Genomic DNA, 23167 nt, shown 5'->3' on the forward strand with positions numbered 1-23167 from the left:
ACCCGATGTCCACCGGGGGGAGGGGCCCGTGCGGCCGAGGCACGCCGGGCCCGCCCGGTGGTCGTGCCGCCGCGCCCGGGCCGGGGAACCGGCCCTCCGGCGGCGGAACCCGGCACCGGGGGCAATCGGCCGGCACGCCCCCAGAGTCGGCAGCACCGCTTAAGAGCCGCCTGGGTCGTCTCTTTCGGATCTCGCCGGGCTCGCGCGCCCCGGTGCCGCGCCCCGCCGCGCTGCCGTCCGTCGCCGGTGCTCCGCGCGGTCCCCGTCCTCCGTCCCGCGCGCCCCGGCACCGGACCCCGCTCACCGATCCGGCCCGATCCGGGGGAAACCCCTCAGGCCGACGCGCCGAGCAGCCGCCCCGTCCCGCGCGCGGTGGCCGCCGACGGGGAGGTCTGCTCCGGTGGCTCCAGCCCCGGATCGGCGCCCAGGATGGACTGCTGGAGCCGCTGGAGCCGGGACGAGGGCTCCAGCGCCAGCTCGCGGATGAGCGACCGGCGCAGCCGCTGATAGGCGCTGAGCGCGTGCGAGGGCCGGCCGCACCGGTACAGCGCCAGCATCAACTGCGCGTGCACGGTCTCGTGCAACGGGTGCTGGGCGGCCAGCGCCGTCAGCTCACCGAGCAGCGCCGCGTGCCGCCCCAGCCGCAGATCCGCCTCGATCCGGCCGTCGAGCGCGCTCAGCCGGGTCTCCTCCAGCCGCAGCGCCTCCACCTCCAGGGCCCGCCCGATCTGCACATCCGCCAGCGCGGGCCCCCGCCACAGCGCCAGCGCCCGGTGCAGCAGCCCCGCCGCCTCCAGCGCCGAGCCCTCCCGCAGCGCCGTCTGCCCGGCCCCGCACAGCCGGTGGAACTCCGTCGCGTCCACGGCCGCCGCCACATCCAGCGCGTAACCGCCGTACCGGGTGCAGAGAATGTCCTTGGGGCCGCGGACCCCGGCCGGGTCCATCGCCTCCCCCAGCATCCGGCGCAACTGCCGGACATAGGTCTGCAGCGTCGCGGGCGCCGTGCGCGGCGGAGCGTCCCCCCACAACTCGTCCAGCAGGGCGGAGACGGTCACCACCCTGCCCGGGTGCAGCGCCAGCAGCGCGAGCACCTGGCGGGGCTTGGCCGCGCTCGGCACCACCGACGTGCGCCCGAGCTGAGCGACGAGCGGTCCCAGGACCCGGATCTCCATCTGGTTCTCCCTCCAGCCACAGCCGCCCGGCTTCCTCTCCGGGGAGTTCCACGATGGCAGCCGGGACGCCCCCGCCCCAGTGACCCGATCACCGGCCGCACATGAATCCACGACGGTGCGGCCCATGAGGAACTCATGCGGGAGGCATGAAGCGAACACTGTCCCCGGGCCCCGCCGCGCCCGCAGAATTTCTTCCCCCGGCACCTGAACCGTTGCTCCCGTCCCACCCCAGAGCGCATGCGGAGGACAACGTGAACGAGACCATCCTTGTCGCCCCCGAGAATCCGATCGTGGCCGAAGCGGCCGGCGCACCCGGCACCACCACCGCCGGACCGAGCCTGCCGCACGACCGGGAGTGGCTCGTCGAACTGATCGCCCGCACCTGGCTGGAGCCGGCGCTCGCCGCCCGCTACCGGGCCGACGCCCGGGCCGTGCTCGACGAGTTCGGGGTCACCCTGGACGTGGGCGAGCCGGCCCCCGCCCTGCCGGAATCCCCCGTGTGCGAGCTGTCCATCGAGGAGCTGACCCGGCCGACGACCGCCCATGCGGGCGCCTGCCTGACCTGGGAAGTGAGCGCCGCGCAGACCGCCGCCGAGAACCGGGCCGTCCGGCGATGACGGCCCTCCACGGAGAGCGTTCCGTGCGCCCGGCGGAGACCGCGCGCGGGCGGCGCGTGGGGTTCCGCAGCCATCTGCGAGCCGAGGTCGTCGCCGGTGACGCCGCCTATCTGCTCTCCGACCGGGGAGTCACCGCGCTCCAGGGCGACCGGATAGAGGCCCTCGTACCCCTGCTCGACGGCACCCGCGACCTGGCGTCCGTCCTGCGGGAGGCGGCCCGCACCATCCCCGCCGAACAGGCCGGGCGGCTCATCGGACGGCTCGCCCAGGCCGGGCTCGTGGGGTACGCGGCAACCGGCCAGGACACGGCGGCCGACGCGGTGCGGGGCCCCGCGCGCGCCTACTGGGAACTGGCCGGGCTCGACGGCACCGACACCCTCCAGCGGCTCGCCGCCGCCCGCGTCCAGGTGCTGACGGCCGGCTCCGCCGCCCCCGACCGCGTACTGGAGGCCTGCGCCGCCGCCGGCCTCGCGGCGACCGCCCGGACCACCGGCAGGGCCGCCGGAGCGGCGGGCTCCGCGCATCTGTCCATCGTCGTCTGCGACGACTACCTCAACCCCGACCTGCGCGAACTCGACGCCCTGCACCAGGTCACCGGCCGCCCCTGGCTGCTGGCGCGACCCGGCGGCTCCACCACCTGGATCGGCCCCGTCTTCACCCCCGCGTCCGGCGCCTGCTGGTCCTGCCTGGCCCACCGGCTGCGCGGCCACCGGCTCACCGAGGCCCCCGTCCGGCGCGCGCTCGGACTGACGGGGCCGGTGCCCCGCCCCGCCGCCCGCGTCCCCGCCTCCAGCAGCGCCGCCGCCGAACTGACCGTCCTGGAGGCCGCGAAGTGGCTGGCGGGCTACCGCTACCCGGGCCAGTCCCGCGTACTCACCCTGGAGACCCTCTCCCTGACCGCCCGCCACCACGAACTGCGCCGCCGCCCCCAGTGCCCCGACTGCGGCGACCCCGGCCTGGTCGCCGAACGGACCCGGCGCCCGGTGGTCCTCGTCTCCCGGCCGAAGGCGCCCCACTCCGGCGGCGGCCACCGCTCCCGCACCGTGCAGGAGGTCCACGACCGCTACCGCCACCTGGTCGGCCCGGTCACCGGGGTCGTCGACGCCATCCGCCGCGACCCCCGGGCCCCCGCCGCCCTCCACTGCTGGCTCGCCGGCCGCAACCCCGCCGTCGGCGGCAACGACCTCGCCCAGTTGCGCGCCGGGCTCCGCCAGGTCAGCGGAGGCAAGGGCACCACCCCGCTGGAGGCCGAGACGAGCGCCCTGTGCGAAGCCCTGGAGCGGTACAGCGGCACCCTCCAGGGCGACGAACCACGGGTACGGGACAGTCTGCGCGGCCTCGGCGACACGGCCCTCTCCCCGGACGCCTGCCAGCTCTTCGCCCCCCGGCAGTTCCGCGAGCGCGACCGGTGGAACGCGCTGCACAGCTCCTGCCAGTACGTGCCCGAGCCCTTCGACGACCGCGCCCCGGTGGACTGGACCCCCGTCTGGTCGCTCACCGAACAGCGCGGCCGGCTGCTGCCCACCGGAATGCTGTACTTCGCCGGGCCGCCGGACGAGACGGTCCCACCGGTCGCCGGGCGCCGCTCCCTGCGCGCCGACTCCAACGGCAACGCCGCCGGCAGCAGTCTGGAGGACGCGATCCTCCAGGGCTTCTTCGAACTGGTCGAGCGGGACGCGGTGGCCCTGTGGTGGTACAACCGCACCCGCCAGCCCGCCGCACGGCTCGACGGCGCGGGCGGCGGCTTCGGCGACGGCTGGACCGAGGAGCTGATCGGTGTCTACCGGGACCTGCACCGCGAGGTGTGGGCCCTGGACCTCACCTCCGACCTCGGGGTCCCGGTCTTCGCCGCGCTCTCCCGGCGCACCGACAAACCCTCCGAGGACATCATGTTCGGCTTCGGCGCCCACTTCGACCCCGTCGTCGCGATGCGCCGGGCCCTCACCGAGATGAACCAGCTCCTGCCCGCCGTCGTCGACGCCCGCGCCGACGGCACCGGCTACGGCTCAGGAGCCCCCGAACCGCTCGGCTGGTGGTGGGGCGCGACCGTGCGGAACCAGCCCTATCTGCTGCCCGATCCCACCCTGCGGGCCGCCGGACCCGCGGACTTCGGCTACCGGTACCGCGCCGATCTGCGCGAGGACACCGAGGCGGCCGTCGCGCTGCTGCGCGAGCGCGGCATGGAACTGCTCGTCCTCGACCAGACCAGGCCCGATCTGGACATCCCGGTGGTGAAGGTGGTCGTCCCCGGTCTGCGCCACTTCTGGGCCCGCTACGGACCCGGGCGGCTCTTCGACGTACCGGTGCGCCTGGGCCGGCTGGCCGCGCCCACCCCGTACGACGCTCTCAACCCCATCCCCCTGTTCGTCTGAGTCCCCGTGGGCCGCCACCCACGGGTACTTCCCGTGTCCCGTTCAGGAGTTCCCATGCCAGTGGAGAGGTCGTACGACGCCCTTCCGACCGTACGCCGCGGACGGCGCAGCCTCTCGCTGTGGGCGCTCAGAGAAGACGTACTGGTGGAGACGGGCTGCGCGAGCGGCTCCGTCGTGCTCTCCGGACGGTGGGGAGAGGTACGGCTGCGCCACGCGCGGCCGTCGGTCCGCGAGGCGCTGCGCCGGATGAGCCTCGGGCCCATCTCGCTGGCGAATGTCGTCGCGGACACCGTCCCCCCGTCCGGTGAGGACGGCCCGGAGACGCCGGGGCGGCCCATCGCGGGCTCGCTCGCCGAGATCCTGATGGTCCTTCAGCGGCTCCAGCACCTGGTGGTGCGGTCACTGAGCCTGGACAGCCCCGACCATCTGCTGCTCTCCGTGGTCCCGATCTCCCCGTCGGCGCGCTTCGGCCCCCTGGCGGTCGGGGCGAGCCATCCGATCCGCCTCTCCCAGTTCGCGTTTCTGCGCAGTGAGGGCCAGGGGTTCGTGCTGGAGTCGCCGAACTCGCTGCACCGGGTGGTGGTGCACCGGCCGGAGGCGGCCTGGGTGATCGGCATGCTCGGCCGGCCGGTCACCGGCTCCGAGGTGGCCGCCGCCGTGCCGCTGCCCGTCGACGCCACCATGGAGATCATCGCCCATCTGCTGGCCACCGGCATGGCGGTGCCCGCCGAACCGTCCGCACCCCCCGATGCGGGCGCCGGGTCCGCCGGGTCCGAACGGGCCGGCGGTGGCGGGCCCGGCGATCCCGCCCCGGTCGTCCCGGGCTTCGCCGAGGACCGCGATCCCGCCCTGGCCTCGTGGTCCGCGGTCGATCTGCTCTTCCACACCCGCTCCACCCTGGGCCGCCACGATGCCGACTTCGGCGCCACCTATCCGCTCGCGGACCGGATGGCGCCGGCGCCGGCCGTCAAACCCCTGCCGGAGGGTCCGCGCATCCCGCTCGCGCGGCCCTCGCTGTCGGACGTGGCCGCCGGGGACCCCCCGCTGACGACCGTGGTCGAGGAGCGCCGCAGTGTCCGCGCCTACGGCTCCGGCCGGCTCGACGCGGCGGCGCTGGGCGAGTTCCTCTACCGGGCGCTGCGGGTCCGCTCGACGCACGAGTACCCGCGCGGCAGCCAGGAGGGCCCCTTCACCGACCGGCCCTATCCCAGCGGTGGCCGCGCCTGCGAGCTGGAGTTCTACCTCGCGGTCCGGGACTGCGCGGGGGTGCCGCCGGGCATGCACTACTACGCCCCGCTGGAGCACTGCCTGGTCCAGGTCGGCACCCCGGACCGGGGATCGGGCATGTCCGAACTGTTCGACGAGGCCCGGATCACCGCCGGGCTGACGGACCCCCCGGCCGTGGTCATCACCATCACCTCGCGCATCCACCGGCTCACCTGGAAGTACAGCGGGCTGGCGTACGCGCTGACGCTCAAGCACGTCGGCGCGGTGACCCAGAACCTCTATCTGATCGGCACCGCGATGGGACTCGCGCCCTGCGCGCTGGGCAGCGGGGACATCGAACTGGCCGCCCGTGCCACCGGCCAGGACTGGCGGATCGAGCCGAGCGTCGGCGGCTTTGTCCTCGGTACACTCCCGGATGGAGAGGAACGTTCCGTCTCTCCGGCTCATGAACTTCAGAGGTCTCATCCACATTCGGGCACCGGGGCTCACCGTCTCTCCCTAGACTGATCTCCCTTGGTGCCGCCGGCGGGGGATTCCATGAAGGAAGGCACGACGCACTCGGGCAGATTCCGGATTCTCCGCATACGGGAGGCCGAACACGGAACCGGCGGCAGGCCCGCGCTGTCGGCCGCGCTGCGCACCCTGGGGACGGACGCGCCCCCGCCCCAGCTCGCCATGACCATCCTGCTGCTGGTCGAGTGCGGGTTTCTCGTCGTGGGCTTTCTCAACATCGTGGAGGCGCACCCGCAGACGCTGACCCTCATCGCGTCCGCGCTCGGCTTCGCCGCCATCTTCCTTCTTCAATTGGTCCACTCCACCTATCGGTTACGGGGTCTGCGCGCCCGCTGGGGCCGGTGGACCCTCGCCCTCCAGGCGCTGCTGACCTATCTGCCCCTCTTCGCCCTCGGGTTCGGCTGGGGCGGGATGGCGGGCTTCCTCGGCGCCTCCGTGCTGCTGGTGCTCCGGCCCCCGGTGGCCTGGCCGCTCTTCGCCCTGGTGGGCCTGGTGGGGTGGATGACCGGACCGCTGCTCGGCTCGTCGGGGTTCGTCGGGGCGGCGTACTTCGGTGTGGCCACCATCCTCACCGGGCTGACCGTCTTCGGGCTCACCCGCCTCGCCGAGCTGGTGGTCGAGGTCCAGGAGGCCCAGCACGCCCTGGCCCGGCTCGCCGTGAGCCAGGAGCGGCTGCGGTTCGCCCGGGATCTGCACGATCTGCTGGGCTACAGCCTCTCGGCGATCACTCTCAAGAGCGAGCTGGCCCGCCGGCTGGTGCACTGCGAGGCGGACCGCGCGCTGGAGGAGCTGGAGAACATTCTGGAGATATCCCGGCAGGCGCTCTCCGACGTCCGCACGGTCGCCCGGGGTTACCGCGACATGTCGCTGGCCACCGAGGCGGTCTCGGCCCAGGCGGTGCTGGAGGCCGGGGGCATCCAGGCCACCGTGGAGATCCGGGGGAAGCTGCCCGAGGGGGAGACGAACACCATCATGGCCACCGTGCTCCGGGAGGCGGTCACCAATCTGCTGCGGCACAGCAAGGCGGAGCACTGCCGGATCGAGAGCTGGACCACCAGGGCCGGGGAGCTGGTGCTGGTCATCGCCAACGACGGGGTGGACACCGGCCGGGAGCGGGCGGCCGGACCCGAGGGGCCGGCCGAGCCCCGGACACAGGACGGCAGCGGGCTCCAGAACCTGCGGTTCCGGCTCGCGGCGGTCGGCGGCCGGCTCAGCTCCGGAATCGACGGGCAGGGGTGGTTCGTGCTGACGGCACAGGCCCCGCTGCGGCTGGCCGGCTGACCGGCTGGTCGGTCAGTGCCGGGACGGTGTGCGGGCCGGCGGTTCCGGCGTCACATCAGCCAGCCGCTCTCCCGCGCCACCCGGATCGCGTCCACCCGGTTGCGGGCGTTGAGCTTGGTGACGATCGTCGTCAGATAGTTGCGCACGGTGCCCACCGAGAGGAACAGCCGTACCGCGATCTCCGCCGCTTCCGCCCCGTCGGCCGCCATCCGGAGCACCTCGACCTCGCGCGGGGTCAGGGGGTTCTCGCCGTTGTCGAAGGCGGCCAGGGCCAGTTGGGGATCGATCACCCGGTTGCCGGCCGACACCTCCCGCACCGCGTGGGCCAGCCGGGCCGGCGGCGCCTCCTTGAGCAGGAAGCCGCCGACCCGGGCGGCGAGTGCCTTGCGGAGTGTCCCGGGCCGGCCGAGGCTGGTGAGGATGAGCGTCCGGCACCAGGGGGCCTGTTCGGCGAGGAGCGCCGCGGCGCTCAGTCCGTCCAGGCCGGGCAGATCGACATCGATGATCGCGATATCGGGCCGGAACTCCAGGACCGTGCTGACGATGGTGTCGCCCCGCTCGACCTCCGCGACCACCCGTAAGTCGTCCTCCAGGGCCAGCAGTGCCACAAGCGCCCCGCGAACCATGTGCATGTCCTCGGCGAGCAGGATGCGAATCAATGCGGTCCCCCGTCGGGCTCGGTCGATCGGCCGACACCTTTTGGGCGGAAATGCTACTGGATGGAACGTTTGTTCGGGGATTCTGTGAAGGTTCTTCTCACGCTCAACTCCATTGTGCCACCTCCAGCCTGAGCGCCGTGGTCGTCCTTCCCTCCTGGAGCGCCTCGACCGCGACCGGAACGGTGAAGGTGCGCAGGCGCTCGTCCCAGCGGAACCCCTCCACCGTCGCCCGGAGCCGGGTGATCCGGTCCAGCTCCGTGTAGTCGGAGAAGCTGGTGGTGATGGAGGCCACCGCCAGGGTGCGCGGGTCCAGGCCCTGGAGCCGGGAGACCGACGCGACGGCCAACTGACGGGCCGCCTCCATCTGGAGATGCCCCGGCACATGGTCCAGCGGATGGTCGAACACATGCGGATGGGTGGTGTCCACCACCAACTGCGCCGAAAAGCGGCCCGATTCGGTCTCCGCCACCGGATCGGTGATGAAGACATTCCGGGTGTCCCGCCGCCCCACGGCGGACGGTTCGGCCGCCGTGAACCGGGGCAGCAGGAACCCCGGGTGGTCGGGCACCTGCCGCCGGCCGCGCAGCACCCGGTAGGCGGCCCTGGAGAGGATCAGCAGCCCGCCCTCGCCGATGAGCGCGGGCCGTCCGTCGACCACGATCTCCCCGGTGAAGCCGAACCCCTGGAGCCGCCCCGCCCTGTTCCGCTTCGGCCGGGCGTCCAGCGCGATCGTCAGATCGGCCGGCCTCGGCCCGATCCGCAGGGCCTCGAACCCGGTGGTGTGCAGATGGAGGTCCCGGAAGATGAAGGCCGAACCCAGCGGCACCTCCAGATGGCGGTGGGCGGCCAGCACCCCGGCCTGCCGCACCACTTCGACCAGCAGGGTGAAGTCGTAGAGCGGCGAGTCCTCGCCGATCAGATGGCCCCGGGGAAGCTGCGCGGCGACGGCGAACCGGTCCTCTCCGGTCCGGACCGAGTCGGTGACGAAGACCTCCGCCACCGAGGTCCGGTGGACCAGGGCCCGCGGCACGGTCGCCTCATAGCTCAGCGCGGCCTTCCCGCTCTGTTCCCCCGGCCGCTCCTTCGGGGGCGCCGTGGTGGCCGGGACCTTCCGGGGTGCCGGTGCCGGCGTCGGCACGGGCGGGGATACGGACATGGTGAGGGTTCCCTTCGAGACAGGAGAGGGTCAGGGACGGACGGCCGGCGCGGGCGACAGCAGCGCCGGCCCCGAGGGCAGCCGGCCGAGCAGCGTGTCCAGACCGTCCGGGCCGCACCGGGCCCCGACGACACCGTCGGGACGGATGTACGCGAACCAGGGGCCGTCGCCGCCGCCCAGCGCCCCGCTCCGGTCGCGGACGATGTCGTATCCGGCGTCGAAGGCCGTCCCGGGCTCGGTGACCGAGCCCGCGGGCTGTGCCCACACCACCCGTACGGCGTCGTCCGCCCCGCGTCCGCGCAGCTCCGAGCAGATCCGCGCGGCCCGCTCGCCGGCCGCCGCGCCGCCGAAGGCGAGCAGGGTGTGCCGCCCCTCGGAGAGCCGCGCGTGGAGCGAGAGCGCGGTCCCGCCGTGCACCGGCATCAGCGCGGCATCGGGCGCCCGGCGCCCCGCCCGCAGCGCGCGCGGCGCCGCCCCCGCGCCCTCGGTGTCGCCCACGGCCGGGCTCCCGGAGTGGTCCAGATCCAGCTGGGCGAGGAGCGGCAGCACCCTGGACTCCAGCAGACCGCCGGCGGAGAGCGCCCGCACGGCGGTGTCCCGCAGCAGCCGGGCCAGGGGGTTGCGCAGCAGCCACAGCCGGGTCTGCCGGTCCCCGCCGCGGACCGCGCGCACCGAGGGCGGGCGGCGCTCCGCCTCATAGCTGTCGAGCAGCGCCGGATCGGCGCCGCGCACCGCGGCGGCGAGCTTCCAGCCGAGGTCGTACCCGTCCTGGACACCGGTGTTGAGTCCCTGGCCGCCCGCCGTGGTGTGCGTGTGCGCCGCGTCGCCCGCCAGCAGCACGGGACCCGAGCGGAACCTCGGGGCGACCCTGGCGTGCACCCGGAAGCGGCTGGACCACCCGATGCCGTGCAGCCGCAGCCCGCCGGGACCGCGCTCGTCGAGCAGCCGCTGGAGGAGTCCGGCCGGCGGCGGGCCGGTCCGCCCGTCCGGCTCGGTGTCGAAGAAGACCCGGTGGCCGCCCGGCCGCGGCACGATCACCAGCACCCCGCCGGGCGCGATGTGGTGCTCCACCTCCGCCCCGGGCGCGGCGCCCAGAAGGACGCCGTCCGCGATCAGAAACGTACGGCCGAAGGTGTGGCCCGCGAAGGGGATGCCGACCCGGTCGCGCAGCAGGCTGCGGGCGCCGTCCGCGGCGACGAGCCAGGGCACCGTCACGCTCTCCGTGCCGGCCGCCGACCGCAGCACCACGACCGCCCGCGCGCCGGGGTCCCGGGAACCGCCCCGGGGAACCGTCACCGAGACGGCCTCGGTCTCCCACTCCACGGCGCCGCCCAGCTCCTCCAGCCGTTGGCGCAGCGCCCGTTCGGTGACGGGCTGCGGCACGCTCAGCGGCCCCGGGAAGGCGGTGCCCGTCAGCCCGCCGAAGCGGACCGCGCCGATCCGGCGGCCCTTCGACCAGTACGAGGCACCGTCCAGCGGCAGCGCGTCCGCCGCGATCCGCCCGGCCGCCCCGACCCGCTCCAGGCACTCCAGCGCCCCGCTCCAGAGCACCAGCCCCCTGGGCGCGCCGCCGGGCCCCGGGCGGCGGTCCACCACCCGGCAGGGCACCCCGAGGCCCCACAGGGCACAGGCGGCGGTCAGCCCGGTGGGTCCGGCGCCGACGACGAGCACGGGCGCGGGCACGGTCATCGCCCCCCACCCCCCACCGGTGCGGCGCGACGCCCCAACTCGGCCGTGATCGCGCCGATGGCGGCCCCGGTACCGGTGAACAGGACCGCGCGCATACCCGCCCGCGCCGCCGCCGCGCAGTTCTCCCCGGTGTCGTCGACGAACAGACACCGGGCCGCTTCCACCCCGAGCCGCTCCAGCAGGATGCCGTAGATCGCCGGGTCCGGCTTGCGCACACCCTCGCGGTGCGAGTCCACCACCACGTCGAACAACTCGTCCACCGGCAGCCCGGCCCGCCACAGCGGCTCCCACTCACGGACGTTGTTGGTGAGCAGCGCCAGCCGGTACCCGTCGCGGCGCAGCCCGCGCAGAAACGCCAGGAACGGCTCGTTGGCGGCGCGCCCCCGGAACCACAGCTCGCCGAAGCCCGCCCCGCCGTCCAGGACCCGGCCCGCGCCCTCCGGCAGTTCGGCCAGGACCCGGCCGGTCATCTCCCGCTCACCGATCGCGCCGGTCTCCAGCGCGGCCATGGGGCTCTCCCCGTACCGCGCGGTCGCCGCCGCGAACGCCCGGGCGAGGTCGTCGACCCCGATCCCGGCCAGCTCGGCGAAGGCCGCGAAGGTCTCGGCGAGCGGGTTGGTCAGCACCCCTCCGTAGTCGACGACGACCGTGTCGACGGTCATGGTGTCTCCTTCCCGTCCCGGGGCCGCTCGTGTGGGCGCCGCGCGCGGCGCCGTCTGCTGCATGGCTGTCAACGGACCTCTCCCCCTCGGTCGGGCTCGCGCCGGCCTGCTCCGGCGTCCGCCGTGACGCGCTGCCACGGACGCTAGGGACGCCCCCTTGCGCACCGCCAAAGCACCAGGCCGGACCCGGTGCGCGGAGGGCGGGGAACGGCGGCGGCGCGGGCGGTGAGCGGGGGCGGCGAAGGGTGCGGGCGGGCCGCGCCGGCCCGCCCGCACCCTTTCCTCCGCGCCCCGGCGCTCAGCCGGTGCCCGTCCCCGCCGTCACCCGCGCCCGGCCCCCGGCTCCGTCCGGGTCCGGGCACGGGGCCGCGTCCGGGCCGGCGGGTTCCGGCACGGGCCGCGCCGGGCCGCCCTCCCCGACGCCGAACCGGGCGTGCAGCCGGCGCAGCGGCCCCGGCGCCCACCACGTCGCCCGGCCGGTCAGCGACAGCACCGCGGGCACCAGCAGCGTGCGGATCACCATGGCGTCCATGAGGATGGCCAGCGCCACCCCGAGGCCCAGCATCTTGGTGTTGGTGATCCGGGAGCTGCCGATGGCGACCATCACGACCGCGAGGACGAGCGCGGCGGCGGTGATCACCCCGCCCGTCCCGCGGATTCCCGCGACCACGGCGGCCCGGTGATCACCCAGCCGCTCCCGCTCCTCCTTGATCCGGGAGAGCAGGAACACCCCGTAGTCCATGGAGAGACCGAAGGCCAGGCAGAACATCAGCACCGGCAGCGCGGTCTCGATGCTCCCCGTCGGGGTGAAGCCCAGCGGCCCGGAGAGATTCCCGTCCTGGAAGACCCACACCACCGCGCCCAGCATCGCCGTCAGGCTGAGCGTGTTGAGCAGCACGGCCTGCACCGGCATCAGCACACTGCCGGTGAGCAGGAAGACCAGCACCAGCGTGGCGAGCACCATCACGCCGATCGCCCAGGGCAGCCCCCGCCCGATGGCGGACTGACTGTCGATCAGCGCCGCCGCCGTCCCCGAGACATGGGCGGGGAAACCCGCCCCGACTCCCCGCACCTCCCGCACCAGCTCCTTGCCCTCCTCCGACACGGCCTCCACACCGGGCACCACGGTGAGATACGAGATCTCGCCGGAGGTCCGGGTCTCCCGCACCGGTCCGGCCGGCGCGCCGCCGGCCCAGCGGCCCGCCGGGCCGTCCACCCGCACCACTCCCGGCAGCTCGGACAGCCGGCGGGCGTACGCACTCAGCTCGGCCGCGCCGGCCCGCTCGGCGACCACCTCGATCACCCCGGTGGGGCTGCCGTCGAAGTCCTCCCCGATCCGCTCCTGGACCACCCGGGACTGAGCCGAAGGCGGGAGCTGCCGGTAGTCGGCGGTCCCGAAGTCGACGCCGAGGAACGGCGCCCCGAGCAGCAGCAGCACGGCCAGGGTGCCGGTCGCCACCAGCGGGGCGCGGCGCATCACCCAGCGCGCCGCCGCGGCCCACCCGGCGCCCGGCTCCTCCGGCGCGCGCGAGCGGCGCCGGACCAGCCTCCTGATGTCCAGGGAGTCGATCCGCCGTCCCAGCACGGCGAGCAGCGCGGGCAGCACCACCAGCGCGGCGACCGCGGCGAGCACCACCACACTGATCCCGGCGTAGGCCAGCGAGCGCAGGAAGTAGAGCGGGAAGACCAGCATCGCGGCGAGCGAGACGGCGACCGTCGCCGCCGAGAACAGCACGGTCCGCCCGGCCGTGCCCAGCGTGACCGCGAGGGCGTCGGCCGTGTCCCGGCCGCCGGAGCGCTCCTCCCGGTAGCGGCGCACGATCAGCAGCGCGTAGTCGATGGCCAGCCCCAGGCCGAGCGCCGTCGTCAGATTGCTCGCGAACACCGACACATCGGTGAACGAGGTGATGACCCGCAGCACCGCGTTGGTGCCGAGGATCGCGATGATCCCGATGGCCACCGGCAGCAGCGCGGCGACGGCGCTCCCGAACACCACCATCAGAATGATCAGGGTGATCGGCAGCGCGATCAGCTCGGCCCGCAGCAGATCCTCGCCGATGAAGGCCTGCTGCTCCCGCTGGACGGCGACACTCCCGCCGATTTCGATGTCGAGCCGGCCCTGCGCGCCGCCGAAGCGCGGGGCGATCCGTTCTCCGAGAGCGCGCTCGGCGGCCAGTTCGCCGCCGTTGATCCTGGCCACGATCAGCGCCCGGCGCCCGTCGTCGGAGCGCAGCGCCGGGGCGCCGCTGTCCCAGTAGGAGGTGACACCGCCGACCTCGGGCAGAGCGGCCAGCCGGGCCGCCAGCTCCCGGCCGTCCCGTGCCGCGGCGGGGTCGTCGACACCGGCTCCGGTAGCACCGGAATCGGCCAGCAGCACGAGGTTGGGGCGGGCGCCGGGGAACTCCCGCTCCAGGACGCCGGCCGCGAACGAGGACTCGGACGCGGGGTCCACCACCCCGCCACTGCCCCCGCTGCGCAGCCGGTCGGCGACTCCGCCGCCGAGGACCACCGCCCCGGCCAGCAGGATCAGCGTGAGCCAGAGCAACAGCCGGGGCCGGCCGGAGGCCAGCCGGGCGAGGGCGGCGAAGAGCCCGCGGGACGCGGGTGCGGTACGGGGCGGATGTGGCATGGAGGGACTCCCGGGAGAGGTCGGCGGGCGGAGGCCGGGGCCGTGCGCGCCGTGTTCCGCGACACGGCCGCCGGCGGGGACGGACGGATCGGGTGCCGGCGGCCCGGACCGGCCGCGGCACCCCGGGCGGGGCCGTCAGCGACGGCGCAGATGGAAGCGGCCCGGGGTGGGGGAGGGGACACCGGTGAGGATCTCCCGGAGCCCGCCGCTGACGACGTAGTCGCCGTACGGGGTGACGGCCACCGTCGTGGGGTCGGCGATCGGCCAGGTGTCGTCCCGCACGGTCCGCGCGGTGCGCCAGCGGTCGCGGGAGCGCAGTACCGCCACCGCGTCCCGGCCGGGGCGGCCGCCCGTCAGCGACAGGTCGTTGGCGACGACCACCAGGGAGCCGTCGGGGCGCAGCGCGAGACCGTCGATGGAGACCGGCGCACGGTCCAGCCGCACCTCCCGGACCACCGGGTGCGCCGAACGGGGCCGGTCGACCCGGAACAGCCTGCCGCCGGTGTACCGGCCCACCAGCAGAAAGCCGTCGGGGTGGTGGACGATGCCGTTCGGTCCCGTCTCGGGGGTGGCGAACCGCTCGTCCCGGATGACCCGGAGCACCTCCCCGGTCCGGCTCACCCGGGTGACCGTGTCGGCCTCGGTGTCGGTGACGTAGACATCGCCGTGCCGCCGGTCGACGGCGACATCGTTGGTCCGGGGCTCGGCCGTGCCCACCGAGACCGGGGTCAGCGACCGCACGGCCCCGGTGGCGAGGTCGAAGACACCGACGCCGTTCACCGGGGGCAGGGAGCGGTCGACGAGGCCCAGCGCGCGGAAGAAGTAGTCCGAGTACGCGGCCACGATCCTGCCGCGCACCGCGTCGACCCGGAGTCCGAGCACGGAGACCTGGGCGAAGGGGGTCACCAGCGGGCTGACCGAACCGTCCGCCCGCACCACCGACACCGTCCCCCGGGCGCTCGACCCGACCAGGAACGCCCGCCGGCCCCCGTCCCAGGCCACTCCTTCCGGATACAGCCCCGGTGCGGCGACGGAGAGCGTGCGCGGCCATGGGCGGCGGCCGGTGCCGTCACCGCCGCCGGGGTGCGCGAGGGCGGGCAACGGGGCGGCGGCGAGGGCGCCGCCGGTGGCACCGGCCGCCGCGATGCGCAGCAGGGTACGGCGCGATGCCTCGACTGACGGTTCCACTGGCTGCTCCTTCGAGCGCGACGGAGGTACGGGACGGGTACGGGACGGACAGGCGACGCGACGGGTCGCGGCACGGGTCACGGGGCGGGCGCGTGGTCCGCGGGACCGGGTGCGCCACGGCGCGGGATACGGGCCGCCGGGAGCGCCGCCCGGCCGTGCACCAGCGTCGCCGGGGCCCCTGGAGTGGGGCTGGACCACCGCTGAACCGGTGGGGGCGGGGCTCCCGCCACGAGCCCGCGCCCCCGCCCCGGTCCAGGCCGAGTCCAGAGCGAATGCAGTGACCGGGGGAAGCGTGGTGGCAGGGACGGAGGAGTTCCCGCCACCGCCACCGGTCCGTTCCGGCCCTGGCGCGGAGTCCCTCCGGCCGCGCCAAGGCCGCGCACCGCACCCCCACCCACCACGAAGGAGCCGGCATGGACATCGCCATCGATGCCTCCGCCACCGCGCCCGTCCCCTCGCCCACCGCGCCCCCGGCCGCCCCCGCGCCCCCGGCCGGCCGCACCGCCGGCCCGCACACCACGGCACCGCTCCACCTGCTCCACAGACCCGTCACGCCGGAGGGGTTCCTGCTGGACGCCACGGCGCCGGTCGAGCAGCACTTCGCGCTCTCCGCCGAACTGCCCGACCGGCACCCGCTGTTCAACGACGGCCCGGGCACCTTCCACGACCTGCTCTTCGCCGCCGAGACGCTCCGCCAGGCCACCCACTTCGTCGCCCACCAGTACTTCCGGGTCCCCGCCGAACGCCCCGCGGTCTTCGTCTCCAGCGGTGTCGACATCCGGGAACTCGCCCCCTGGCGCCGCACCGGCCGGCCGGCCCATATGAGCCTGGACATCACCCTGACCCCGGTCGATGTGGTCCAGGGGATACCCCGGGGCCTGGACTGCCGGGGCGGGGTGGCGATCGACGGGGTGACCTGCGGCAGCGGAACGGCGCGGCTGCTGTTCCTGATGCCCCGGGTCTACCGGGCGCACCGCGAACGGGGCCGCCGGGAGAGCCTGCACGGCACCGCGCCCGCGCCCCGACCGCTCGGACGGGTGCCGGTGGGGCCCGAGCCGGTGGGGCGCGGCGACGCCCGCAATGTCCTGGTGGGACCGCCGCTGCGGGCCGTGGACGGCGAGTTCGTCCTCCCCGTGGCGCCGGCCCCCGGCCACGAGGTCTTCGACGCGGGACCCGAGGGGCACATCCCCGGACCGGTGTTCCTGGAGGCGTCCCGGCAGGCCGCGCTCGTGGTCGCCGCCGAACTCCACGGATTCCGGCCCGCCCACGCCGTACTGACCCACTGGTGGGCGTCGTTCCGCGGCTTCGGCGAGGCCGGTCTCCCGCTGACCTGCACGGTCAACTCCCGCTCCCCGCTGCGCGACGGCGCGGACCGCCCGATGGTCCGCACCCGCCTCACCTTCAGCCAGGGCAGCCGGGTGCTGTGCACGGCATCCGCCACCCTGCTCCAGGACTGCTGACCCCCGCCCCGGCCGCCCGCCCCCGCCCCGGCCGCCCGCCCCCGGCCGGGCCCGCCGACGGGAGCACCGCCCCCGCCGTCCCCCGCACCACCCCTCGTGACCGAGAGGAGCCCTTCCATGCGATTCCGGGTACTGGGGCCGGTGAGCCTCTCTCCGCGCACCCCCTCCGCCGCCAAACCGCGCGCCCTGCTCGCCACCCTGCTGGTGCGCGCCGGTGAGGTGGTCCCGGCGCACAGCCTGATCGACGAGCTGTGGGGCACCGAGCCGCCGCGCACCGCCACCACCACCCTCCAGGTGTACGTCTCCCAGCTGCGGAAGGTGCTCGCCGAGGCCGGCCCGGGGGAGAGCGGCGGATCGCTGCTCACCCGCGCACCGGGCTATCTGCTCCAGGTCCCCGACCCGGAGGCCCAGTTCGATCTGCCCCTCTTCGAGCGGCTGCGGGCCGAGGGCCGCACGGCCTGCCGGGAACGCGACTACGAGCGGGCGTCCGGGCTGCTGCGCGAGGCGCTCGGGCTGTGGGCGGGGCCCGCGCTGGCCGGGATACCGCACGGGGTCCGGCTGGAGTCCACCGCGATCCGGCTGGACGAGCTGCGGATGGAGGTCCTGGAGCAGCGCATCCTCGCCGATCTGCGGCTGGGCCGCCACCAGGAGCTGGCCGGGGAGCTGATGGCCCTCGCCAACGAGCACCCCCTGCGGGAGAATCTCCACGGCCACCTCATGGTCGCGCTGTACCGCACCGGCCGGGGCTCCGACGCCCTGCGGGTGTACGGCAGACTGCGGCACTCCCTCGTCGACGAGCTGGGCGTCGAACCCGGCCCGCCGCTGGCGCGCCTCCAGGAGCGCGTACTGCGCCGCGATCCCGCCCTGGACTGGCGCCGGGCCCGGCCCGCGCAGGGTGCGGCTGACACGGCCACCACCCCCCGTACCCCCGTCCCGCCGCCCGTCCTGCCCGCGCCCGCCCCCGGGTTCACCGGCCGGGACGAGGAACTGGCGCACGCGGAGCGCGCCCTGCGCGGCGGCGCCGGAAGACCCCCGGTACGGGTGCTCGGCATCTCCGGCCGCGCCGGGGTCGGCAAGACCGCGCTGGCGCTGTGGCTCGCCCACCGCACCGCCGACCGCTTCCCCGACGGACAGGTGCTGATCGCCCTGCGAGGCCCCGACGGCCGCCCGCTGAGCCCCGCCCAGGTGAGCGCGGCGCTGCTGCGCCGGCTCACCGGCGACGACCCCGGTGCCCCGCTCGCCCTCCAAGGACGGCCGGAGCCCGCCGAACAGCTCCGGCGGGCACTGCACGGCCGCCGGATGCTCCTCGTCCTGGACGACATCGCCGCCGAGGAGCAGATCCGCCCGCTCCTGCCGCCCGCTGACGGCAGCGCCGTGGTGCTCACCGGGCGCCGCACCGCCGCCGCGCTGGACGGCGCCGAGCATCTCGTCCTGGAGGCGGTGCGCCCGGACGACGCCGCCGAACTGCTGCGCGCCGCCGGCGGCGCGCGCATGGCCGAGGACCCGGCGGCGACCGCGGAGATCGCCCGGCTCTGCGGCTGTCTGCCGCTCGCGCTGCGGGTCGCCGCCGCCACCCTGACCGCGCGCCCGCACACCACGGCCGCCGCGCTCGCCGAGCGTCTCGGTGACGAACGCACCCGGCTGAGCCTGCTGCGGGAGGGGGACCTCGATCTGCGCGCGACCCTGCTGACCGGATATCAGGAGGCCGGGCCCGCGCAGCGGCGGGCGTTCCGGCTGCTGACCCTCGCCCCGGCCCCCGACTTCGCCGGCTGGAGCGCCGCCGCCCTGCTGGACACCACGCGACGGGAGGCGCGCGAGCTGGCGGAGGAACTCGTCCGCGCCCGGCTCCTGGAGGCCCGGCCGGGGGCGGCGGGGGAGCCGCGCTACGGCTTCCACTCCCTGCTGCGGGTGCTGGGCACGGAACTGCGGGACGCGGACGGCACGGCGGCGGCCGGGGCCGCCGCCCAGCGGCTCTGCCGCGCCTACCGGGACCGCGCCCGGCTCGCGGACGCCCGGCTCGCCCCCGGCCGGGACTGGCGGGCCCCGCCCGCCGCGGACGGCGCGCCGGAACCCGGCGGCGCCGGACCGCTCCGGTGGTTCCGGGACGAGGCCGCGGGGCTGGTCGGCGCCGTCCGCCGGGCCCACGCCGCCGGGGCCTGGCCCCTGGTGTGGGAGCTGGCGGACAGCGCCGCCGGGTACTTCCACTCCTGCGCAGCCTGGGAGGAGTGGGAGGAGACCCACCGGCTGGCGCTGGACGCCGCGCTCCGGGCCGGGGACACGGCGGCCGAGGCGGTGGTGCGGTACTCACTGGGCACCCTCGCCTGGCAGCGCCGCGAGGCGCACCGCGCGCTGGCCCACTACACCGCGGCCCGGCACCGCTTCGACCGGGTGCGCGACCGGATCGGCTCGGCCCGCTGCCGGATCGGCGTCGCGGACATCCTCCTCGGCCAGGACCGGCTGGACGCCGCCGGCCGCCGCTACGGCCGCGCCCTGGACCTCTGCGCCGCAGGCCGCGACCCGTGGGGCGCCGTCGCCGCGCTCAACGGCCTGGCGCTGGTGAACCTCCGCCGGGGCCGTGCCGGGGCCGCGGCGGCGCAGTGGGACCAGTGCCGCCGCGCGGCCGAACGGCTGGGCGACCGCCGCTGGGTGGAGTACCTCCGGCGCACGACGGCCCGCTTCGCCGCTCCGGACCACGGCGGCCTGTCCCTCGCCGGCCCCGGCCCGGGCGCCCGCGCGGTCGAGGTCCGCCCCGGCATGTGGCTCATCGGCGCCTCCACCGCGCGGTCACCCGCGCACGGGCCCTGACACGAGCGGGACGTCCGGGGGTCATCCGCCCCGGCGGCCCTCCCGGAGCCCGGCCAGGCGCTCCCGTACGGCGTCGGCCTCCGGGTCCCACAGCGCGTCGAACATCGCGGCGGCCCGCTCCCAGACCTCCTCGGCCTCCGCCGGACGATCCGTCACCATCAGGGTGTCGCCCAGCCTGACCAGGGTCTCGGCCTCGTGATAGCGGTCGGCCGAGGACCGGAACAGACCGATGGCCTCCTGATAGCTGGCCACCGCCCGGTCGTAGCGGGCCAGGTGGTGGTGGGCGAATCCCAGGCTGTCCAGGGTGGCGGCCTGCCCATTGCGGTCGCCCGCCTGCCGCTGCCGCTCCAGCGCCCGGGTGCAGTGGTCGATGGCGGCCGGGTAGTCGCCCTCGGCGGCGTGGAGCCAGCCCATCGCGTTGAGGGTGCGGGCCTCGCCGTCCCGGTTGCCGCAGAGCCCGTACAGACGCAGCGCCTCGCGCCCGTGCTCCAGCGCCTCCGCCAGCCGGCCGCCCATGTAGCACAGCTCGACGTAGTTGTGCAGCGTCTGGGCCTGGCCGTTCCTGTCGCCCAGCCGCTCGTACACTCCCAGGGCCCGGCGCAGCAGCCGCTCGGCGGTGTCGAGGGCGCCGAGCCGGGCGTCGGCCCGGGCGAGCAGCCGGCAGGCCATGGCCTCGCCCACCTCCTCACCGGACCGCTCGGCGGCGGCCAGCGCGGTCTCCTGGGCCGTGCGCTGGTCCTGCCACAGACCGAGGGGCGCCAGATACGCGGTGAGCGCCCAGGCCAGCTGCCAGCTGTACGTCTCGAAACCGCACGCCGCGGCCTGGGCCACCGCCCGCAGCAGCACCTGGCGCTCGCCGGCGAACCACGCGAGGGCGGCCTCGGCGTCCCGGGCGCGGTCCCCGCTGTTCGACGGCAGCGCGGGCACGGGCACGACGGCCGGCCACTGCGGCTGCACGAGCACGGCGGCGGCGTGCGCGCGGTGCAGACAGTGGTCGTAGAACCGCTCCCGGGCCCGGCGCACACCGGAGGGCGGCTCGACACTCCCGACCAGCGCGGCGGCGTACGTCCGCAGCAGATCGTGGAACAGGTAGCGGCTGGGGAGGTGTTCGGTCAGCAGATGCAGCCGGGTCAGCTCCCGCAGCAGGGGCCTCACCGAGTGCACCGGGGCACCGGCGAGCGCGGCGGCGGCGTCGAGCGTCAGGTCGGGCCCCGGGTGCAGTCCGAGCAGCCGGAACAGCCGGGCCGCCTCCTCGGAGAGGGCCAGATACGACCAGGACAGCACCCGCCGCGCGTCGCCGTCCTCCAGGACGTCCAGCAGCGCTCCGGCGGGGCGGAGTTCGGCGGCGAAGGAACGCAGGGGGAACGTCGGGTGGTCCGCCACCCGGGCGGCGACGACCGCGAGGGCGAGGGGCAGCCGCCCGGTCAGAGCCACGATATCGGCGGCGGCGTCCGGCTCGGCCTCCACCCGGGGGCCGCCCAGCCGGCGGGCCAGCATCCGGGCCGACTCCCGCGCGCTCAGCACATCGAGGATCAGCGTCCGGGCCCCCTCGGACGTCACCAGCCCCTGGAGCCGGTTCCGGCTGGTGACGACCACCACGCTGCTCCCGGCGCCGGGGAGCAGCGGCCGGACGTGGGCGGAGTCCCGGGCGTTGTCGAGCACCACCAGCATCCGGCGGGAGGCCAGGAGGCTGCGGAAGAGGCCGGCCCGGGCCTGCGTACCGGACGGTATCCGGGCCTGCGGCACCCCCAGCGCCTGAACGAACCCCTGGAGGGCGTCGGACGCGGACACCGCCCCGCTCTCGTCGTAACCCCGCAGATCCACGTGGAGCTGCCCGTCGGGGAACCGGTCGGCGACCCGGTGGGCCCAGTGCAGCGCGAGGGTCGTCTTGCCGACGCCGGCCATCCCGGAGACGGCTGTGATCACGACGCCCGGTGCGGCGCCGTCCGGTGCCGCGCCGTCCGTGCGGTGGAGGGCGGAGTCGAGCGCGGCGACGGCCTCCTCCCGTCCGACGAAATCGGGCGTGATGAGGGGGAGTTGCCGGGGCCGGGGCGGCGGTGGCGGTGACGCGCCGCCGGCCGCGGCCGATCGCTGCCGGAGGATGTCCTCGTGCAGCCGCGCCAGTTCCGGGCCGGGTTCCAGACCGGTCTCCCGGACCAGCGCGTCGCGCACCGTGCGGTACGCCTCCAGGGCTCCCCCCACATCGCCCACCCGGTGCAGGCCGAGCATCAGATGGCCCCAGGCCCGCTGCCGTAGCGGATGGGACGCCACCAGTCTCCGCATCCGCAGCACCGCCTGGGAGAGGTCGCCCTCCGCGAGCAGCGCCCGCGCGTACTCCTCCTCGGCATGGCACCGGCGCTCCTCCAGACCGGCCGCCCAGGGCTCCAGGACCTCCGGCAGCGCGAGCCCTTCGAGGACCCGGCCGCGCCACACGGCGAGCGCCCGGGACAACTCCTCGCAGGCCAGGGCGTGATCATCGGCCGCCAGGGCGCGGCGGCCCCGGCAGGCGGCCTCGTCGAAGCGCTCCACGTCGGTCCCGCCGGGCGGGACGCGGAGCAGATAGCCGCCCCGGGTGTGGGGCATGGCGCCCCGGGAGCCGTCGCCGTCCAGGGCGCCGCGCAGCCCCCGCGCGTAGGTCCGCAGATTGGCGGCGGCGGACGCCGGCGGGTCCTCGCCCCACAGGGCGGCCACCAGCACACCGGCCGGAACCGTCTGCGAGGGGCGGCTGAGCAGCGTGGCCAGCAGCAGCCGCTGCTTGACGGAGCCCAGGGCGACGCGCTCGCCGTCGCGAGTGACCTCCAGGGGGCCGAGGAGAGCGAAGCGCACCGTTCACCAACCATGTCGCGAGAGCGGGGCCCAGGACCTGAGCCGTCCGATGCCGGGTTGTGCACACATCGTGCGCACATTGTGCGCAGGTCAGCCTAACCTTCGGGCTGTTGTGAACAACCTCTTGGCAAGGAGTACATGATGCGCAAGTCCCGGAAGGCCGCACAGGCCGCGGTGACCGCGGTGGCTCTCGTCGGTTCCCTGGCGCTCTCGGCGGCGCCCGCCGCGGCGGCGACGACGGCCCCGTCCTGCGTCGGACGCATGGTCACGGAGACCACCAACGGCTTCGACGTCCTGCTCACCAACAGGTGCTCCGGCACCCGTTCGGTGAAGGTCGTCGTGTCCCTGGCCTCCGACAGCCGCTGTTACACGCTGGCGCGCGGGGCGAGCGAGCTGTACATCTACACCGGGGTTCTCGGGAACTACGACCGCACGGTGAACTGCTGACGGAACGCCGGCTCGTCGGCCGCGGGGGTGTCTGACGATGTCGAACGGGCCGTCCCGCGCTCCGGTCGTCGTCCCGGGGAGCGCGCGCGATGGATCTCGGGGCGGGGTGTGGCACACGCCGCGTCCCGCCCCGGGAGCGTTCCCGGCCGGGCCCGCACGGCCGGGTGAGCGCCGCACCGCCGGGGAGCGGCGCGCGGTGTCCCGTGAGCGCGCCGTCTACGCCGCCAGCGCGCCGGGTGCCTCGCCCGCCCCGGCCTCCGGAGGGGATTCCCCCGTGAGAAGCAGGGGCCCGTCCGCCTCCCCGGCCGCTGCTCCGGCGTCGATGCCGAGCGAGGCGAGGGAGCGCCACGGCAGCACCGTGCCGTGTGCCGCGGAGCGCGAGGGGGTTCGGTCAAGAGTGGTCGGGGAGGTCGGGGAGGACATGGCAACCGCCTCTCGGAGGGTCCGTACGGGAAGGGATGTGC

The 23167-nt window shown here is 75.5% G+C and carries 16 protein-coding genes; 7 read left to right on the forward strand and 9 right to left on the reverse strand.

The annotated features are described in order from the left end of the window. Window positions 1-332 precede the first annotated feature (332 nt). Window positions 333-1172, reverse strand: coding sequence for an AfsR/SARP family transcriptional regulator (locus tag ABT122_RS13005; RefSeq protein ID WP_351549766.1), 840 nt, complete (start codon window positions 1170-1172; stop codon window positions 333-335). A gap of 251 nt (window positions 1173-1423) precedes the next feature. Here ABT122_RS13005 and ABT122_RS13010 point away from each other — a divergent pair, with 251 nt between their 5' ends. The 4 genes from ABT122_RS13010 to ABT122_RS13025 are packed head-to-tail and all read left to right on the forward strand — an operon-like array spanning window position 1424 to window position 7182. Next, window positions 1424-1789, forward strand: a complete 366-nt coding sequence (locus ABT122_RS13010; protein ID WP_351549769.1) for a TIGR04351 family putative TOMM peptide — start codon at window positions 1424-1426, stop codon at window positions 1787-1789. Further along, a complete protein-coding gene (locus ABT122_RS13015; protein WP_351549772.1) occupies window positions 1786-4161 on the forward strand; it encodes a TOMM precursor leader peptide-binding protein in 2376 nt (791 codons plus the stop codon). The genes ABT122_RS13010 and ABT122_RS13015 overlap by 4 nt, the downstream gene beginning before the upstream one ends. Window positions 4162-4215: 54 nt before the next feature. Continuing rightward, a complete protein-coding gene (locus ABT122_RS13020) occupies window positions 4216-5895 on the forward strand; it encodes a SagB/ThcOx family dehydrogenase (protein WP_351549774.1) in 1680 nt (559 codons plus the stop codon). A gap of 30 nt (window positions 5896-5925) precedes the next feature. Next, on the forward strand, window positions 5926-7182 hold the full coding sequence (locus tag ABT122_RS13025; protein ID WP_351549777.1) for a sensor histidine kinase: 1257 nt from the start codon (window positions 5926-5928) through the stop codon (window positions 7180-7182). A gap of 50 nt (window positions 7183-7232) precedes the next feature. On the opposite strand, the gene ABT122_RS13030 is transcribed toward ABT122_RS13025, so the two are convergent. The 6 genes from ABT122_RS13030 to ABT122_RS13055 form a co-directional block, all read right to left on the reverse strand. After that, on the reverse strand, window positions 7233-7841 hold the full coding sequence (locus tag ABT122_RS13030) for a response regulator transcription factor (RefSeq protein ID WP_351549779.1): 609 nt from the start codon (window positions 7839-7841) through the stop codon (window positions 7233-7235). 103 nt (window positions 7842-7944) lie between these two features. After that, on the reverse strand, window positions 7945-8997 hold the full coding sequence (locus tag ABT122_RS13035) for a ScbA/BarX family gamma-butyrolactone biosynthesis protein (protein ID WP_351549782.1): 1053 nt from the start codon (window positions 8995-8997) through the stop codon (window positions 7945-7947). 30 nt (window positions 8998-9027) lie between these two features. Then, window positions 9028-10686: an FAD-dependent monooxygenase gene (locus tag ABT122_RS13040; protein ID WP_351549785.1), complete on the reverse strand. Its 1659-nt coding sequence runs from the start codon at window positions 10684-10686 to the stop codon at window positions 9028-9030. Then, window positions 10683-11348 carry an HAD family hydrolase gene (locus tag ABT122_RS13045; protein WP_351549788.1) on the reverse strand — a complete coding sequence of 222 codons (666 nt, stop codon included), beginning with the start codon at window positions 11346-11348 and terminating at the stop codon, window positions 10683-10685. The genes ABT122_RS13040 and ABT122_RS13045 overlap by 4 nt, the downstream gene beginning before the upstream one ends. Before the next feature lie 298 nt (window positions 11349-11646). Further along, window positions 11647-13977, reverse strand: coding sequence for an MMPL family transporter (locus tag ABT122_RS13050; protein ID WP_351549790.1), 2331 nt, complete (start codon window positions 13975-13977; stop codon window positions 11647-11649). A 135-nt stretch (window positions 13978-14112) separates the two neighbouring features. Further along, entirely contained in the window at window positions 14113-15165 is a 1053-nt protein-coding gene (locus ABT122_RS13055) for an SMP-30/gluconolactonase/LRE family protein (protein ID WP_351549791.1), read from the reverse strand. A gap of 413 nt (window positions 15166-15578) precedes the next feature. Here ABT122_RS13055 and ABT122_RS13060 point away from each other — a divergent pair, with 413 nt between their 5' ends. Both ABT122_RS13060 and ABT122_RS13065 read left to right on the forward strand, forming a co-directional pair. Then, window positions 15579-16625 (forward strand): AfsA-related hotdog domain-containing protein, encoded by a 1047-nt coding sequence (locus tag ABT122_RS13060; RefSeq protein ID WP_351549794.1) that lies wholly within the window; start codon window positions 15579-15581, stop codon window positions 16623-16625. 117 nt (window positions 16626-16742) lie between these two features. Next, window positions 16743-19430, forward strand: a complete 2688-nt coding sequence (locus tag ABT122_RS13065; RefSeq protein ID WP_351549797.1) for an AfsR/SARP family transcriptional regulator — start codon at window positions 16743-16745, stop codon at window positions 19428-19430. 21 nt (window positions 19431-19451) lie between these two features. Here the strand turns inward: ABT122_RS13065 and ABT122_RS13070 are convergent, their stop codons facing one another. Continuing rightward, window positions 19452-22256, reverse strand: coding sequence for an AfsR/SARP family transcriptional regulator (locus tag ABT122_RS13070; RefSeq protein ID WP_351549800.1), 2805 nt, complete (start codon window positions 22254-22256; stop codon window positions 19452-19454). Between the two features lie 141 nt (window positions 22257-22397). Between ABT122_RS13070 and ABT122_RS13075 the strand changes: the two genes are divergently transcribed. Next, complete coding sequence (locus ABT122_RS13075) at window positions 22398-22703, forward strand: alpha-amylase inhibitor (protein WP_351549803.1); 306 nt, start codon at window positions 22398-22400, stop codon at window positions 22701-22703. 216 nt (window positions 22704-22919) lie between these two features. Here ABT122_RS13075 and ABT122_RS13080 read toward each other — a convergent pair whose 3' ends face one another. Next, window positions 22920-23126, reverse strand: a complete 207-nt coding sequence (locus ABT122_RS13080) for a hypothetical protein (protein ID WP_351549806.1) — start codon at window positions 23124-23126, stop codon at window positions 22920-22922. Window positions 23127-23167 lie beyond the last annotated feature (41 nt).

This window comes from Streptomyces sp. NPDC001985 (genome assembly GCF_040296845.1).
Taxonomy (GTDB): domain Bacteria; phylum Actinomycetota; class Actinomycetes; order Streptomycetales; family Streptomycetaceae; genus Streptomyces.